Source organism: Amycolatopsis sp. PS_44_ISF1, assembly GCF_032335455.1.
Taxonomy (GTDB): domain Bacteria; phylum Actinomycetota; class Actinomycetes; order Mycobacteriales; family Pseudonocardiaceae; genus Amycolatopsis.
The window spans coordinates 200,406-216,279 of sequence record NZ_JANUXO010000005.1 but is presented as its reverse complement, the minus strand read 5'-3'; the positions used below and the strand labels follow the sequence as shown (position 1 = coordinate 216,279).

Here is a 15,874-nt window from a genome sequence, read left to right as displayed (position 1 = left end):
TGCTGATGGCTTGAAACTCCGCAGAATTCACACGTGACAGTTTTGTCAAAAATGCAACACATGCCGTCGGTCTCCGAGGGGACAACGCCGAAATGCCAGCGACGTGCTCACCGCGTGCCTTGGACACCAGTCACGACTGGGCAGCCGGTCACTCTCCGGAAGACTCGGCCATCGATGCCGCGATCGGTGGCGACCAGCCGTGACCGCCAGCACGAGGGGACTTCGTGGACCATCCCGACGAGTTGACCGAGCCCATCCACATCCACGATGCGGAACATCTCCGGATACCCGCCGACCGGCCACGATTCCCGTTCACCGAGATCTGGTACAACTCGACGGAGTTCGTCGTGCCAGCTGCGACGGCCAGGCGCAGTTCGGCTGCTACCGCCGACTCGCAGGGAGGCCTTGCGCTGATTGCGCTGACCGCATTCCAGGTCGTGCTTGCCCGCTGGTGCGGTGTCGACCTGGTCGCGGTCGAGCTGGACACCGAACAGCTCTGGCCCACCAACTGTCTTCCGCTCGGAGTGCTGCCAGCTCGGACGGACCTCTCCGGCAACCCCACCTTCCGCGAATCGCTCTCGCGCGTACGGAAGGCTGTACCGGCAACGGGAGCAGCTGACGTGCGTTTTCGATACCTGCGAGTGAACCCGCACTACCCGGCCTCCGAAAAGCCGACGCCCTTCCGTTCCGAAGTCGGCTCGGTCATCGAGCTGGCGCTGGAGCTCCACGAACACGAAGACGGTGACCTCCGCGGATACGCACACTACCTGCCGGCCCTCTTCGACGAGACCACCGTGCTGCGACTCTGTGGCCACTTCGTTCGCGTGCTCGAACTCGCGAACGCCGACATGGAACGGCGAATAGGGCAGTTCGATCTGCTATCCGCCGCAGAGCGCAGGAAGATCCTCGCCTGGAACGACACGGAGGTGCCGGAACTCGGCGAGTCCACGCTGCACAAGCTCTTCGAGGAGCAAGTGGCACGGACGCCCGGCGCGATCGCAGTCGTCGGTGCCGATCGCGAGCTATCCTACGGCGAGGTGAACGTCCGCGCCAACCAGCTCGCATGGCACTTGGCAGCGCTGGGCATCGGACCGGGCACTCTGGTGGCAGTCAGCGTCGACCGCTCGCCCGAGATGGTCATCAGCCTACTAGGCGTGCTTAAAGCAGGTGGCGCCTACGTGGCCTTGGACCCCTCGTTTCCGGTGCAACGCCTCCGATTTATCGCCGACGACACGCAAGCGGTCCTCGTCATCACAACGAGCGCGACCGAGGACACGGTCCGCGGCCTGGACACCCCCATGCTGGTGCTCGACGACCCAGCGGTGACGGAGATCCTCTCGACGCAGCCGACGATTGATCCCGCGCCACGTTGCAAGTCAGGAGATCTGGCCTACGTCTGCTACACGTCGGGGTCGACGGGAAAGCCGAAAGGCGTGGCGATCGAGCATCACAGCGCGGTGAACTATCTCAGATACTTCCTCCGCGAGGTGCTGAGGCCGACCGACTTCGGCCCGATCCTCCTAACCTCCTCCCCTGCGCAGGACGCCTCGGTCCGGGAGCTCTTCGGCAGTCTCGCCGCCGGAGCGAAAGTGGTACTCGCTCCGGCCAGGATCCAATCCGACCCCGTTGCCTACCTCGAGCAGCTGCGTGCGATCGGTGCCCGGAACATCCTCGCAGCGGTGCCGTCGGTGATTCGCGCCTTGATCGAACAGAACGACCCGGGCGACCGCGACGGCTCGTTCGACACGGTGCTGACTACGGGTGAGCCCGCGTCCCGGCTCCAGGACCTGGCCGGCCCGCTGAAGCGCGCCGCCGGACGGCTGGTGAACCACTATGGACCGACTGAGTGCACCGTCACGGCTGTCTTCGCACTCAACCATGGCTCGGCCGACGGCGACAAGATCGGCCGGCCGATCGCCAACACCCAAGTCCTCGTCATCGACCGGTTCGGTTCTCTCGCACCGGTCGGAGTACCCGGAGAGCTGTGGATCGGCGGGGCCGGCGTCGCTCGCAGCTACTGGCGGCGACCGGGGCTGACCGCGGCCAGGTTCGTCCCGCATCCCTGTTCCGACGAACCTTCCGCACGGATGTACAGAACGGGCGACCTCGGCCGGTGGCTTCCCGACGGGACCTTGGAGTTCCGCGGCCGGATGGATCGTCAGATCAAGCTCCGCGGCATTCGGATCGAGCTTGAAGAGATCGAGTCGGTGGTCGGCAGTCACCCTGACGTGATCGCGTCCGCGGCAGCGGTCCGGGAGGACGAACCGGGAGACCAACGACTGGTCGCTTACTACGTACCAGCCACGGGTAAGGAGCTTGCCCCTCCTGCTCTGCGACAGTGGTGCGAAACCGCCTTGCCCGAACATATTGTGCCCGCTCATTTCGTGGCCATGAGTGCCTTTCCGGCGACGCCGACCGGGAAGATCGATCGCCAAGCGCTGCCCGCGCCGGGCCGGCTGCGTACCGGCTCGCGCAGCCGCGACGCCCCGCGCAACGCAACCGAGGAGGGCATAGCTCGCCTGTGGGACGAGGTCCTCGGCGTCGACGGCGTCGACCTCGACGACAGCTTCTTCGACCTCGGCGGGCATTCACTCCTCGCCACGAAGCTCACTAGCAGGATCCGTGCGGAATGGGGCATCTCGCTCCCGGTTGCCGTCGTGTTCGACAACCCGACCATCTCGGATCTGGCGGCTGTCATCGACTCGGCCGACGTGCCCCGGCGGGATCGCGGAGTCCTCGCGCGCGACTCCGACGCTGTCTCTCGCCTGTCCTACGCCCAGCAACGAATGTGGTTCTTGGACCAGGTAGCTCCGGAAAGCAGCGAGTACGTGATGACATACACCTACAGCATCACCGGCGACTTGAGCGTCGACGCCCTCGACAAGGCATTCTCCTGGTTACTGGCCCGGCACGACGTCCTCCGTGCCCGCTTCGTCTTCGACCATGACGGTGATCTGTACCAGGAGACGCCAGCTTCGGCAGGGTCCGTCTTGAACCTCGCTGAGATTTCAGGGGCGGGAACCGCCGAAGATGCCGCCCATCGCTTGCTGACCAGTACGGGAATCGCCGAGCCGTTCGCACTGGAAAGAGGCGGTCTGGTCCGCGCGGCGGTCGCGCAACTGGGCCCCGGCCAGTTCGCGCTCGCGGTTGTGTTGCACCACATCGTGGCCGACGGCTGGTCGATGAGACTCGTCGGACGCGACCTCGGGAAACTCTACGAAGCCGCGGTCACAGATTCGACCGTCCACCTGCCGGAGCTGCCGGTTCAGTATGCGGATTTCGCGGCCTGGCAGAGGGACCGCCTATCGGGTCCTGAACTGAGCCGGCAGCTGGACTACTGGCGAGACCGGCTCGACGGTTTGAAACCCCTGGCCCTGCCTACCGACCGACCGAGGCCACCCGTTTGGTCGGCCAACGGCGGCGGAGTCCGCTTCATGGTGCCGAACGACGTCATGCGTCGTGCCAGCAAGCTTGCGAGGGAGAAGAGCGCATCCCTGTTCATGGTCGGCCTGGCTGCGTTCCTCGTCGTACTGTCCCGATGGAGCGGGCAGAGCGATGTCGCGGTGGGTACTCCGGTGGCGGGCCGGGACCGGCCGGAAATTGAGGACCTCGTCGGCTTCTTCACGAATACAGTCGTCATTCGATCCGACCTGTCCGGAAGTCCTTCATTCACCGAGTTGGTGACGCGGGTCCGCGAGGTCGCGCTCGGGGCGTACGCTCACCAAGAGGTACCCTTCGAACGCATCGTCGAGGAACTGGCGCCGACCCGCGATCTGAGCCGAAATCCATTGGTGCAGATCAACTTCATGCTCGAGACTGACCGGGAAGACGCCTGGACCTGGCCAGGACTTGAGCTCCGGCCGGTCACTACCGATACGGCCACCGCGAAGTTCGACATCCTGCTGGGCCTCGCCCAGCACGGAGACGGCCGCTTCCACGGCGAACTCGTCTTCTCCTCGGACCTCTTCGACCGCGCTACGGCCGATCGTATGACCCAGCATTTCCTTCGCGTACTGGACGACGGAACCACAGATCCCCAACGCCCCATCAACGGAATCGACATCCTGTCCGATGCTGAACGGCGTCGACTATTGGGCGACAGAGGTTGACGGCACCGCGGAAGTATTCAGATCGACTACTCAGCTCCACGCGTTTTCGGAACCGAAAGAGGAATTGTGACTTCCACGACGTCACCTCCGACACATACCTCCCGTTTTCGGGCATACAGCACGCATCACCTGGTCGAAATATCCGAACGCTTCGGAATTCCCGAGGAGGTGACGAGAATGGTACGGGCCCTTGCCCAGGTTTTCCCGTTCCGAGTCAACGAGTACGTCATCTCCGAGCTGATCGACTGGCGGTCCGTACCCGAAGACCCCATCTTCCAGCTCGTCTTCCCGCAGCGCGGGATGCTTTCCGATGAAATTGAGCGCCGCCTTCTAAACCTCACCGCGCACCACCGATATAATGCCGACCTAAAGAAGCTTGTGGCGGACATCCGGTCCGAGTTGAACCCTCACCCCTCCGGGCAGCGGGAACTTAATGTCCCGAAATTGGACGGCACCCGCCTTCAGGGAATACAGCATAAGTACCAGGAGACTGTCCTCTACTTTCCAAGACACGGGCAGACCTGTCACAGTTACTGCACCTACTGTTTCCGTTGGGCCCAGTTTATCGGCGAGTCCGACCTACGCTTCGCCGCTGACGATCCCAGCGAATTGCTCGCGTACCTCATCCGGCATCCCGCGGTGAGCGACGTCCTGGTCACCGGCGGGGACCCGATGACGATGTCGGCCGTCCGCCTGAGGACACATCTGGAACCCTTACTGGGCATCAACACCGTCAAAACCATTCGCATTGGCACGAAGTCCGCCGCCTACTGGCCGAACCGGTTCACAGATGACCGTGACGCCGACGACATCCTGCGCCTCTTCGAGCAAGTCGTCGCTTCCGGGCGGACGTTGGCCGTAATGGCCCATTACAGTCATCCTCGAGAAATCGGCACCGAAACCGCACGTCGTGCGATCGAACGAATCCGTTCCACCGGTGCCACGATTTACGCTCAGGCGCCAATGGTCGCTCATGTAAACGATGACGCCGCGACCTGGCAGGAGTTGTGGCGAACTGAACTGGCGGCCGGGATCATTCCCTACTACCTCTTCGTCGAACGGGACACCGGGCCGTACGATTACTACAAGGTGCCCCTGTCACGCTCGGTCAGGATCTTCCAGGACGCATACCGCACGTTGCCGGGCCTGGCCCGCACCGTGCGCGGACCGGTCATGTCCACCACACCGGGCAAAGTCGTAGTGGACGGCGTCGTCGGTTCCGGCGCCGAACGGTTCTTCCAACTGCATTTGGTGCAGGCCCGGGACCCCGACCTGGTCAACCGTCCGTTCCGCGCACGCTACTCAGAGTCGGCGTGCTGGTTGAGCGACCTCGAGCTCTCCACTGACACGCCGCCGGACATCGCCGCAGCCCTCCGCGGCTCGGTTCGCGGCTGACCGAGCCAGCGATCGAACCAAGCACGAGTCCGGCGCAAAAGGTCGATCTGATGGCTGGACTCCCGAAAGGAATGGTTTTCCCGTGGGTACACCACGAACTCGTGCTCGGCGCCGAACCGGCATAGCGCCCGGTGGAAGTACTCCGCCTGAGACAGCGGCACATTGGTGTCCTCGGCTCCGTGCACGATCAGGACCGGAGTGCGAATGGATGACGTGTAGGAGATCGGACTGAGCCGATCGTGCCGGTGCGGTCCGGTGCCTTCCCAGCCGACGCTCCCGCCCAGAGCGGCCTCGAACATGCCCCACTCGCCCGTGGCAGCGAGCATCCCCCAGTCACTGATCCCCGCGCCCATCAGCGCGGCGGCAAATCTGTCGGTCTGTCCGATCGCCCATGCCGCCATAAAGCCGCCATGGCTCCACCCCGCGATGCCCAGCCGACCAGGTTCGGCGATGCCCTGGTCCACCAGCATGTCGACTCCGGTCAGGATGTCGGTCCACTCCTGCTGACCAACTGCGCCGGCCACGCTGGCCGCGAACTCGTGTCCGTGCCCCTTCCCGCCGCGAGGATTCGGCAGGAACACCGCGTAACCGGCGTGGGCCAGCCATTGCCCTGACGGCGCCCAGTGCAGCATGAAGCCGTCCGCATGCCGGCCATAGGGTCCGCCATGAACGATCGTCACCAGGGGAAACGGCCCATCATCGTACGAGCGGCCGGGAGGTAGGACCACCAGGCCGTCCAGTTCAAGGCCATCCGCTGCGCGGTAGCGAAGGCGGTTCTGTTCTCCCCAGCGGACTCCACGGAGTTCAGGCCGGGTTTCGGTGACGCGGACGAGGGGTTTGCCGGTCGGTCCGGCGTAGACGTTGTGCGGCTCGCCTGGCCCGCTAACTACCGCCGCGGTCGTGGCGCCAACTCGGTCGACGCTCAGTTGCGCCGCCTGGCCGCTCAGTCGGCAAAGCTCGGTCAGCCGAAGTGTGTCGGGAGTGATCCGGTGGACCGCGGTCTCGAGGCCATCGGCCACCAGCACGAAGGGGGCGGCGTCGTCGACCTGGACAAGCTCAGCCGGGCAAGCCGCCATTCCTTCGGTGAGGTTTTGATGCTTCCCGGCGAACGTCGAGTCCGGGACGGCGACGTCGAAGACCGCCGTGCCGGCCTGCAGACCCGGCGGTGTCAGAGCCAGATACGCGAGATGCCAGTCCTCGCCTCGCCACCAGACCGGCGATTCCGCGTCTGCCGGGAGTTCGGCGACAGCACTGACTTCGTTCGTGGGCAGATCGCACAGGTGGAGGGCCGGCTGGAGCAGCCCAGGATCCGGGTCGGGGCTCGACCAGGTGAGCACGGCCAGCGGACCACCGTCCGGACGCTGAACCGCGTCGACGACGTGCCGGTCGCCGAACAGGGGAGGTGTCCGGATCCCCCCCATCTCCAGATCCAGGATCCGCAGCCGGTCCGGACGCGCCCGGCCGCGTACCTGGGCGTCGTCCCGGACCGCTGAGCGATGCCGCTCAAGGTCGGTAGGTTCGTCGGGCGCCCAGAAGGCGACCGACACCTGGTCCGTCAGGAGCCGGTAACCTTGCACGCCGCTCGCCCACCTGGTCAGCTGTTGGGCCAGCCCATCGTGTAATCGGATCGAACAGAGCTGTGGCTTCCCTCGTGAGCTGTGGTCCGACAAGAAACAGAGCGTCTCGGAGTCGTCTCGCCAGCTCGGCGCGGACACCAGCCCTTCCGCTACGGCCAACCGCCGGGGTTCGACACTTTGGTCGGTCGCTGCCGCCCAAAGCTGGCTCGATGCGTGCTCGCCAACCTGGCCCACGGTGGCGAGCACGTAGACTATCCACCGACCATCGGGCGACAGTGCCGGCGCAGAAGGCACCAGTCCATCCACGACCATCTTGGCGGTCAATTCGGGATGCACCCGATCCATAGGTTCGGTCTCCTGGATAGCTGCGGTGGGCGGCCCGCGATGTGACCCGGCGGCCGACAGTATCACCGGGGCGGTCCACGACTTGGTTAATCGCCCGGACGGATGGATCTTTCTCGAGGCTTCCCAACGGCCGGGCTCAGCCCGCACAAGGGAGGTCACGACCGTAGAATTCGGTGGCCGCCGCCGCAAGCTGCTCGAACGCGCGTTGGCGGTACCTCGTGATCGTCGACTGGCTCAGGACGATGAGCTTGCTCAGCCTGACGGTGATGACACGTGATTTTGCTCTTGACCGGCAGAGTCGGGGGCTACGGCCCGCTCGCGTACCGGTGCTGGCGTTCAGCCTGGATCCGGTCCGACGATGGCGCCCACCATTTGCTCCTGGAGCAAATCTGGAGCACAGCGTCGATCACAACGACGGCCAACGCTGTCGAAGCGCAGCCAACGGCAATCAACTGCGCCAGCCGACCAGCAGGTTTTCCATAAGCCCAGGTCAGAGCCCTGTATCCACCTCACTGGCAGTGAGGGGGTCAGGGGTTCGAGTCCCCTTAGCTCCACAGACAAAACCGCCCACTGGATCTAGAGATTCAGGTAGGGCGGTTTTTTATTCGCTACGGACTTGTGGTTTGCGAGCTCGCCTTCAAACCCGGCTCGTAACCACCAGCGCGGCAAGCGGTCTGCGAATCTTGCGATCGGACAACTGGACCGGTTGAGGCATGTGCCCGCCATGGCCGAGGTCGGCAGGGGCGGTTAGGTCCGCGTGCGGCCCCCGGCCTTGTGGAACATCGGCTGGACGGGCTCCTCGCCTAGGAGCGGCCGGGCTCGGTCCATCACGCTGGAGAACTGTGGTCAGGCTGTATCGCCGCATGCCGACACGGACGATGATGCCGGGTGGCCGAGCGGCGTAACCCCTGCTGTCGTCAGGCGTCAGGAACCAGCAGCCGGATAGTTCTCCCGAACGGCGAAAGTCACCTCGCCGACCAGCGCACGAGCCGCGCCCAGCACGTTGTGCAGTGTGCTGGGATCCCGGTCCGCTCCTCGCTGCCGAAGCTCGATCAGGGAAATCGCGCAGCTCAGGGCGCTGTCCACCGCGGCGAGCAGCGGGTCACCGGGCACCCGCAGCACGCCCCGGGCCCGTTCGACCGCAGCGACCGCCTGCCCCACCGCGCCGGCGGTCTCGACGAGGACCTCCTGCTTACGAACCGATCCGTCCTGTCGGTTGGCCACACCGTCACACTCCTACCAAGGTCATGACTCCGAGTCCCAGCAGGATCACACCCACCACCGAATTCAGTGTCCGCCGCACTTTCGGCCTGCCGAGCACTGGCTGGAGGCTTCCGGCCGCGAAGGCGAATCCCAGCAACCACAACGCGCTCACCGTCACGTAGATGGCGAACAGTAGGAGCTCGGCACCCAGCGCCGATGCGGCCGAACCCGGCAAGAACTGCGGAAGAATCGACAGGTAGAACAGCCCGATCTTCGGGTTCAGGCAATTCATCACCAGCCCGCGCAGGAAGAAGCCCGCGTTGCGTCGCTCGCTCGTCTTCGGCGCGGGGACCGTGGCGGAGATCGCGGAGCGCAGGGCTGCGATCCCGAGCCAGATCAGGTAGGCCGCGCCGATCACGGTCACCACCCGGTAGGCCACACTCCCGTTGGACAGCAGCGCGGAAAGCCCCGCGACCGACGCGATACCCCACAGGACGATACCGAGCAGGACTCCGGCGGCCGTGCGCATAGCCGCCGCTCGACCGGCGGCACTGGTTTGGAGCAGCAGTGCCTGATCCGGACCCGGAACGACCACGATGACCACGGCCGCGGCGGTGAAGGCCAGTACGGTGAAAAACGTCAATCGGTCCTCCGTGTCGTTTCCTGCCCGCTTTCCGGCGCTCCCGAATTCGCCGAATCACAGTAAACCCACTCCAGAATCGCGACCGCGCTACCGTATTTCATCCATGCCTGTTCCCACGCAAGAGAACGGTCTCCGTCGAGCACCGATCCCCCGACCTCGTCACCGCGGTGCGCAGGCAGATCGTGCATGAAAACCGCTTCCGGCCACCGGGACATCATCGTATCATCCACATGGAACGGACGGAATTCCTCCCGCCAGTCCGCGCTGGTTTTCGCCGTGCCCGTGGTCTGCCACCGGGTCGTGTAGACGACGTCGGCCTCTATTTCGACCGAGGCGAGGTCGTGGGTCTCGTGAAAACGTGAATCCATTTCCGAGCCCTTTTTCCGCAGAGCGTCGAGCAGCGCCGCATCGAGGCCGTACCCCTTCGGGGTGGCGAAAACCACCGTGACACCCCGGTACGCGCTCAGCACCTGGCCCAGTGCTGCGGCGGTGTTGTTGCCCTCACCGACGTACAGCACCGACAAATCGTCCACGCGACCGAAGTGCCGGAGCATCGTCGCTGCGTCGCAGACGCCCTGGGTCGGGTGTTCCTCAGCAGCCATCGCGTTAACAACGGGCAATCCCCCAGCACTCGCCACGAGCCTCATGTCCGCGAGCGGGCCCGCCGTGCGCATCACCAGCCCGTCGAGCATCGCGCCGAACACACGGCCGGTGTCAGGCAAGGACTCACCGGTGTTGAGCTGGAGATCAGCAGGACCGTACGGGACGACCGCGGCTCCGAGCCGCACGGCGGCCGAGGTGAAAGCGGTTCGCGTGCGCGTTGAGGTCTTGGCGAAATAAAGGCCGAGCACCTTGCCGCCCAACTCGTGCCGCAACGGTTCACGCTGGTCCAGCACTTCCACCGACCTGCTGACGATCCGGTGCAATTCGCCGGGGTCGATGTCGTCCAGCGCGAGAAAACTTCTCATACCGCATACCCCCGTGAATGGCCGTCAGACCAGAACCAGTGAGTTGTCCACGAATTGCACAGAGTGCACTTTCGGAAATTCGGCATTCGATTGCGCGGTGAGACTCTTCGCGCGGCGCCAAACCGGCGAATAGATCGTGTCCTCGTAGCGGTCGCCGCCGTCGGGACAGACAACAGCCATGTCCCTGGCACCGAGACCATCGCGCAGCCACCGGAGGGCACCGGCCACGGCGGCGCCTGAGCTGCCGACCCGGACTCCCAGTTCATCGGCGACCCAGTCGCAGGCGGCCACCGCCTCGGCGGCGGTCACCCGCATGCTCGGGCAGTCCTGCCCGGTGACGAACGAGGAGTTCCGGCTCGCCCCGATGCCGTTCAAGCTGCGGGGCGCGGACAGGCCGCCGAGCGCCGTCGAGCCCAGCTCGTCCACCGCGACACACCTCCAGGGCAATCCCTTGTGCCGCACGTAGTCGGTGAAGCCCCGGACGGTACCGCCGGTCGACACCCCCAGGAAAACGTCGAGTTCCCCGACGGGTACGGCGGAGAATATCTCCGGGGCGGTGCCGGCGAAATGCGCCTGGGGATTGGCCGGATTTTCGTACTGGTTCGGCCAGACGAGCCGGTCTTCGACGGCCAGCCGGTCCCGGATGTAGGCCAGCCGGGCAAGCAGGTAACCGCCCGTTTCGTCGGGTTCTGTCACCTCCACGATTTCCGCGTCCGCGCACCGCATCTGCCGTACGAGCTTGCGCGAGGTCCGCGGATCGACCACGGCGGTGAAGGCGACGCCGCAGATCTGCGCGTACCTGGCCAGCGCGACCCCGAGATTTCCCGACGTCGACTCGATGATCCTCGCGCACGGCAGGTCGGCCTTGAAAATCGAGGAGAGCAGGGAGTAAGCCACTCTGTCCTTGATGGATCCGAACGGATTCTCCTGCTCCAGCTTCAGCCAGAGGTTCGTCGTTCGGCCCCGGTGGCTCACCACCGCGTGCAGGACCGGGGTTCTGCCCGGTACCGGGCCATACAGTTCGACAGGCAACGTCTTCCTTCCCCTCAGCACCGGAGTGCACGCATCAGCTCCGATGCGGCCGTTCTCCGGTGGCGGCACCTTTCGACCACACATGACTGCCGTCGCAGAACGGCCTCTGCAGTGATCGGCCGCAGCGGCAGAGCGCGATGGTCCTGCGCTGCGGATTGATCGGTTCACCGGTCTGACTGCGCAAGTCGTAGTCTCCGCGGATGATGACCGGCCCGTCCGGGCACACCACGACAGTGGCCGACGCGGGCCGCAGCGGCGCGGTCTCAGCCGGGAAGTCCTCATCCGCTTCCCGGCCGGTCACCGGCCGGCCACCGCGGGCATCGCGCCACGCAGCGCGGATTCACCGCGTTCCCAGCACGAAAGCAGATACTCGTTGGCCCTGGCCCCCAGCTCGGCCGTCACCATGGCGCCGAAAACCACCTCGGCGAGCTCACCCGGGTTCTCGCGCACGAACTCGCCGCACATGTCGTAGGCGGCGAGCTGCTCGTGGACGGCATCGGCCACGATGTGCTCCTGGAAGAAAAGCCACGATTCGTCCGGCCCGTCCAGCCGGCGCAGACCGTTCCGAAAATTCTGGTTCACGTGGTGTGAACCGATTTCGGTCACTGCAAGATTTCCCAGAACGGCGCCTCGATGCCGACCGTAGGTACCGAAATAGGATATCACGTTCACGGTCGCCAGCGCACAGGCCGGCACTTTTTCGAAGTATGCGCCGAATCGGGTGTGCATTCCGAGTTCGGACAAGGTCAACTCGAACAACTGGGAGTGCAGACGGCCCGGTACACCACCGCCGTACTCGTCGGACTGGATTTCCACCAGTGCCGGCTTGCCGCCGCCGCGAACGCGCGGGATGACCAGACTGTGGTGATCCGCCTCCATGAGACTGTACACCGAACGGTGCATCAGGAACTCCCGGAACTGCTCCATCGTGGCGTCCTGCTTGAGGTACCGTGAAAGAGACCGGCCGCCGCGGGGTCGCCCCAGTTCCATCAGGAAATCCGGCAGCTTCGCCACCCCGACGTCGGGGAGTTCACTCACCGCTTCCCGCAGCTCACGGTCGAAGCGGACCTCCAGGCGCTTACGCAACTCGATGAGCGAGCTCTCCCATTCCCAGGACTGGACTGATTCACCGAAGAGGCAGTACTGCGGCCCGTAGCACAAGAACAGGCTCAGCTGCAGGTCTTCTTCGGAAATTTTTTCCACATCCGCAGCGGAAACGGTCTTCAGCAGTGCTTCCGCATCGGCTCCCGGAGAAGTACGGAACACGCTCACGAGGATTTCGCTTACCGGGCCACGAGGGGTGGGCAAGAGCACCTGGACTCCCTGGATCGATGACGAGACTGGTGGACGCCGGGCACCGCCGGCCTGCTTTCAGACGAGTTCGAGAATTTGACCGGCCGCCGTATCGGCCGCCTGACGCAGGACCGCACCGAACAGCGCGACGTCGAGGATGCCGAGTCCGAAGGGGTTCACCACCACGTACCCCGCGCCCGGTTGCGGCGCGCTCGCGTCGCCGACGAGCAGCCCGCCGATCGTCGCGGTGATCGACGGCTGGTTCTCCTGGGCCTGCGCGGCGATGCGTCCCTCGCCGACCAGACGGCCCAAGGGCCGCCGGGGGTTCTCGATGATCATTTCGATGTCGTCGACGACGAGGGCGCGGGCATCGAGCAGAGCTTCGTCGGTCAGATCACCGAGCGAGACGTTGACCAGCAGCGCTCCGGGCCGTACCCATTCCGGCCGGACGTACCCCTGGGCGACGGTGGTCAGGAACAGCGCCACCTCCGCGTCCGCCATCGCTTCCTCCGGGGTGTCCACGACGGAGAACGAGACTTCCGGGTGCCGCTGGGCGAGTTCACCGGCGAGCCGGGCGGCGACCGGCCGGCGCACGTCGCACAGCGTGATCCGGTTCAGGCCCGGGCACCGCGCGAGCAGCAGGGCGAGATGCACCCGCGCCTGGGTACCGCATCCGACGACGGTCAGGGAGTGAACCCCCCGGTAGCCGGTGGCCTCGACCGCAATCGCGGTCACCGCGGCCGTCCGAACGGCGCTGAGCACGCCGGCCTCCATCACCGCGGTCACCCGCGCGGTCCGCGCGTCGAAGCAGAGACCGAGGCCCCCGGCCCGTTCCAGGCCGAACTCCGGATTCGACACGCTGGCATTGATGACCTTCATGCCGTACACGCCCTCGGTACCCTCGGCGAGCACCGCGCCCGGCATCCCGATCGAGCGGCTGTAGGCGCCGACCTCGTTGGTCCAGGACAGGTAAGCTTCACCCGGCAGTATCGTGCGGCCGAGGTGGTGGTTCGCCAGCGCGTCCCCGACCACGGCCACCACATCGATCCGAGCCAAGCAGGCCATCACGTCGGCCCGGCCGAGGAACCGCACCGACTCCGGCAGCGGCCTGGTGAGTGCCTCGGCGAGCCACGGGTTCTCCACCGTCTCTCCGGTCTTCCTGGTCACGAGTTCCACTGCTCCTGGTACCACTGGCCGAGGCTCACGGCGGTTTCCAACGGGTTGCGCCGGAGCTGGGTGTCGAAGTAGCCCTCCGGCCGATCCAGCAGTTCGCGCAGGGCTCCGGCGTCGATGACCTCCAGAGCAGCCGACCGGTTTTCCGCGAGGAGGGCGCCGGCCCGCTGGCGCAGGTCCCGCTCGTAGCGGGTGTCGGCGGTGGTGGGATAGGGGCTCTTCCGTCGATTCAGCACCGGCTTCGGCAGCAGGCCCGCCGCCGCGCCACGCAGCACACTCTTCTCCCGGCCGTCATGGGTCTTGATCTTCCACGGGATGTTGTGCACGTACTCGACCAGTCGGTGATCGCAGAACGGCACCCGCACTTCGAGGCCGGCGGCCATGCTGAGCCGATCCTTCCGATCCAGCAGAACCGGCAGCCAGCGCGTCAGGTGCAGATGGCCGAACTCACGCATCCGGCGGTCCTGCGCGTCCTCCCCCGGCAGGTACTCGACCTCGCCGATCGCCTGCCGGTAGCAGTCGGCCCGGTACTCCCCGAACCGCGTGTGCTCGCGGAATTCGGCGGTCAGCATCCGCTCGGGGACGAACTGCATGGTGCTGAGCCAGGGGAAGTCCGCCGTACCGACGATCCCCGGATCGTGGAACCAGTGGTAGCCGCCGAACACCTCGTCCGCGGACTCGCCGGAGAGCGCGACGGTGGACCGCTCGCGGATGGCCGAGAACAGCAGGTACAGGGAAGTGTCGACGTCGCCGAAGGTGAGCGGGAGATCGTGCGCGCCGAGGACAGCATTCCGGTTCCCGTGCTCCGTGAGGGCCTCGGCGGGCAGTGTGATGGTCTGGTGCGCGGTACCGAGGTGCTCGGCGACCTGCAGGGCGTAGGGGTTGTCCCGTTCGGGCCGGAACTCACTGGTCCGGAAATCGTCGGCGCTGCCGACGAAATCGACGGAGAACGAACGGATCGGCCGTTTGCCCGCGCGATCGAGGACGTCCGTGGCGATGGCGGTCAGCGCGCTCGAGTCCAGGCCGCCCGAAAGCAGGCTGCACAGCGGTACATCCGTGACCAGCTGCTCCCGAACGATGTCGAAGAGCAACTCCCGGACGTGGGTGGTGGTGTCCGCGATGTCGTCCTCGTGCGAAACGGTGGGCAAGTGCCAGTAGCGGGACAGGCGGCTGCCGCGGTCATCAACGGTGAGCATGTGCCCCGGCGGCACCTCGTACAGGTCGCGGAACGGGGTCACACCAGGGGTCTTGACCAGTCCGAGCAGGTCGGCGAGCCCCTGGTGGTCGAGCCGGGCGGTGAACCCCGGGTGGGCCAGCACCGCCTTCGGCTCGGAGGCGAACAGCACCGCTTCGCCGGAACACGCGTAGTAAAGAGGCTTGACACCCAGCCGGTCGCGGACCAGCAGCAGCCGCCGGACACGCGGATCCCACAGTGCGAAGGCGAACATCCCACGGAGCCGCTCGACGAAGCCCACACCCCACTCCAGGTAGGCGTTGAGCACCACTTCGGTGTCGCAGTGGGTGCGGAATCGGTGCCCGCGCGCGGTCAGCTCCGTCCTCAGCTCGCGGAAGTTGTACACCTCACCGCTGTAGCAGAGCACGGCGTGCGGTTGCCCGGACGGACCCGCGACCATCGGCTGCGCGCCCCGGTGCACGTCGAGCACGGCAAGCCTGCGGTGCCCGAGCCCCACGTGCCGGTCGGTCCACAATCCCCCGCCGTCCGGTCCGCGACGGACGAGCGTGCGGGTCATGCGTTCGAGATCCGTTTCCTTACCTGCGGCAGAACGGCTGAGCTCGATCCAGCCGGCAATTCCGCACATGACGCTCCCTCGGCTCCGCGGCATCCCGTGGCCGCTCGATTCGTTTCGCGCGCCGGTCCAGCGAAAGAACGGGCTGCGAAATCAGGATGCTTCACCGGCCAGGTCGGCGATACAGTGCAGGCGTACGCGCGCCAGCAACTTCCGGTGATTGGTATGGCGTGGAGAGTACCCGGGGGACAACAGGGCCCGTACCGCCACAAGAGTGGCCCGCGAGGTGGTCCGGGCGACTAAGTTCCTTCGGTGACCCAACCTTGCTAAAACTCGACGTTTAGTGCTAAACTTCGCCGGTAAGTCGAATCCTGTGCATGCACGCCAA

At 65.7% G+C, this 15,874-nt stretch carries 11 protein-coding genes; 2 read left to right on the top strand and 9 right to left on the bottom strand.

Annotated elements, in window-relative coordinates; all coding sequences use genetic code 11:
• The first annotated feature begins 224 nt into the window (after positions 1-224).
• Complete coding sequence (locus tag NYF13_RS34540) at positions 225-4,109, top strand: amino acid adenylation domain-containing protein (RefSeq protein ID WP_315662244.1); 3,885 nt, start codon at positions 225-227, stop codon at positions 4,107-4,109.
• 66 nt (positions 4,110-4,175) lie between these two features.
• Positions 4,176-5,504 (top strand): lysine 2,3-aminomutase, encoded by a 1,329-nt coding sequence (locus tag NYF13_RS34535; protein ID WP_315662243.1) that lies wholly within the window; start codon positions 4,176-4,178, stop codon positions 5,502-5,504.
• Here the strand turns inward: NYF13_RS34535 and NYF13_RS34530 are convergent.
• From NYF13_RS34530 to asnB, 9 genes are all read right to left on the bottom strand, one after another.
• Entirely contained in the window at positions 5,408-7,426 is a 2,019-nt protein-coding gene (locus NYF13_RS34530) for a S9 family peptidase (protein ID WP_315662241.1), read from the bottom strand. The genes NYF13_RS34535 and NYF13_RS34530 overlap by 97 nt on opposite strands.
• Before the next feature lie 924 nt (positions 7,427-8,350).
• On the bottom strand, positions 8,351-8,650 hold the full coding sequence (locus tag NYF13_RS34525; RefSeq protein ID WP_315662240.1) for a hypothetical protein: 300 nt from the start codon (positions 8,648-8,650) through the stop codon (positions 8,351-8,353).
• A gap of 4 nt (positions 8,651-8,654) precedes the next feature.
• Positions 8,655-9,272 (bottom strand): LysE family translocator, encoded by a 618-nt coding sequence (locus tag NYF13_RS34520; RefSeq protein ID WP_315662237.1) that lies wholly within the window; start codon positions 9,270-9,272, stop codon positions 8,655-8,657.
• Positions 9,269-10,240 (bottom strand): ornithine carbamoyltransferase, encoded by a 972-nt coding sequence (locus NYF13_RS34515; RefSeq protein WP_315662236.1) that lies wholly within the window; start codon positions 10,238-10,240, stop codon positions 9,269-9,271. Before NYF13_RS34515 ends, NYF13_RS34520 begins: the two co-directional genes overlap by 4 nt.
• Positions 10,241-10,264: 24 nt before the next feature.
• A complete protein-coding gene (locus NYF13_RS34510; RefSeq protein ID WP_315662235.1) occupies positions 10,265-11,272 on the bottom strand; it encodes a pyridoxal-phosphate dependent enzyme in 1,008 nt (335 codons plus the stop codon).
• Between the two features lie 34 nt (positions 11,273-11,306).
• Positions 11,307-11,498: a CDGSH iron-sulfur domain-containing protein gene (locus tag NYF13_RS34505; protein ID WP_315662502.1), complete on the bottom strand. Its 192-nt coding sequence runs from the start codon at positions 11,496-11,498 to the stop codon at positions 11,307-11,309.
• 71 nt (positions 11,499-11,569) lie between these two features.
• Complete coding sequence (locus tag NYF13_RS34500; RefSeq protein WP_315662234.1) at positions 11,570-12,586, bottom strand: iron-containing redox enzyme family protein; 1,017 nt, start codon at positions 12,584-12,586, stop codon at positions 11,570-11,572.
• A 57-nt stretch (positions 12,587-12,643) separates the two neighbouring features.
• On the bottom strand, positions 12,644-13,732 hold the full coding sequence (locus tag NYF13_RS34495) for an ornithine cyclodeaminase (RefSeq protein ID WP_315662233.1): 1,089 nt from the start codon (positions 13,730-13,732) through the stop codon (positions 12,644-12,646).
• Positions 13,729-15,558: an asparagine synthase (glutamine-hydrolyzing) gene (gene asnB, locus NYF13_RS34490; protein ID WP_315662232.1), complete on the bottom strand. Its 1,830-nt coding sequence runs from the start codon at positions 15,556-15,558 to the stop codon at positions 13,729-13,731. The genes NYF13_RS34495 and asnB overlap by 4 nt, the downstream gene beginning before the upstream one ends.
• Between the last annotated feature and the right edge of the window lie 316 nt (positions 15,559-15,874).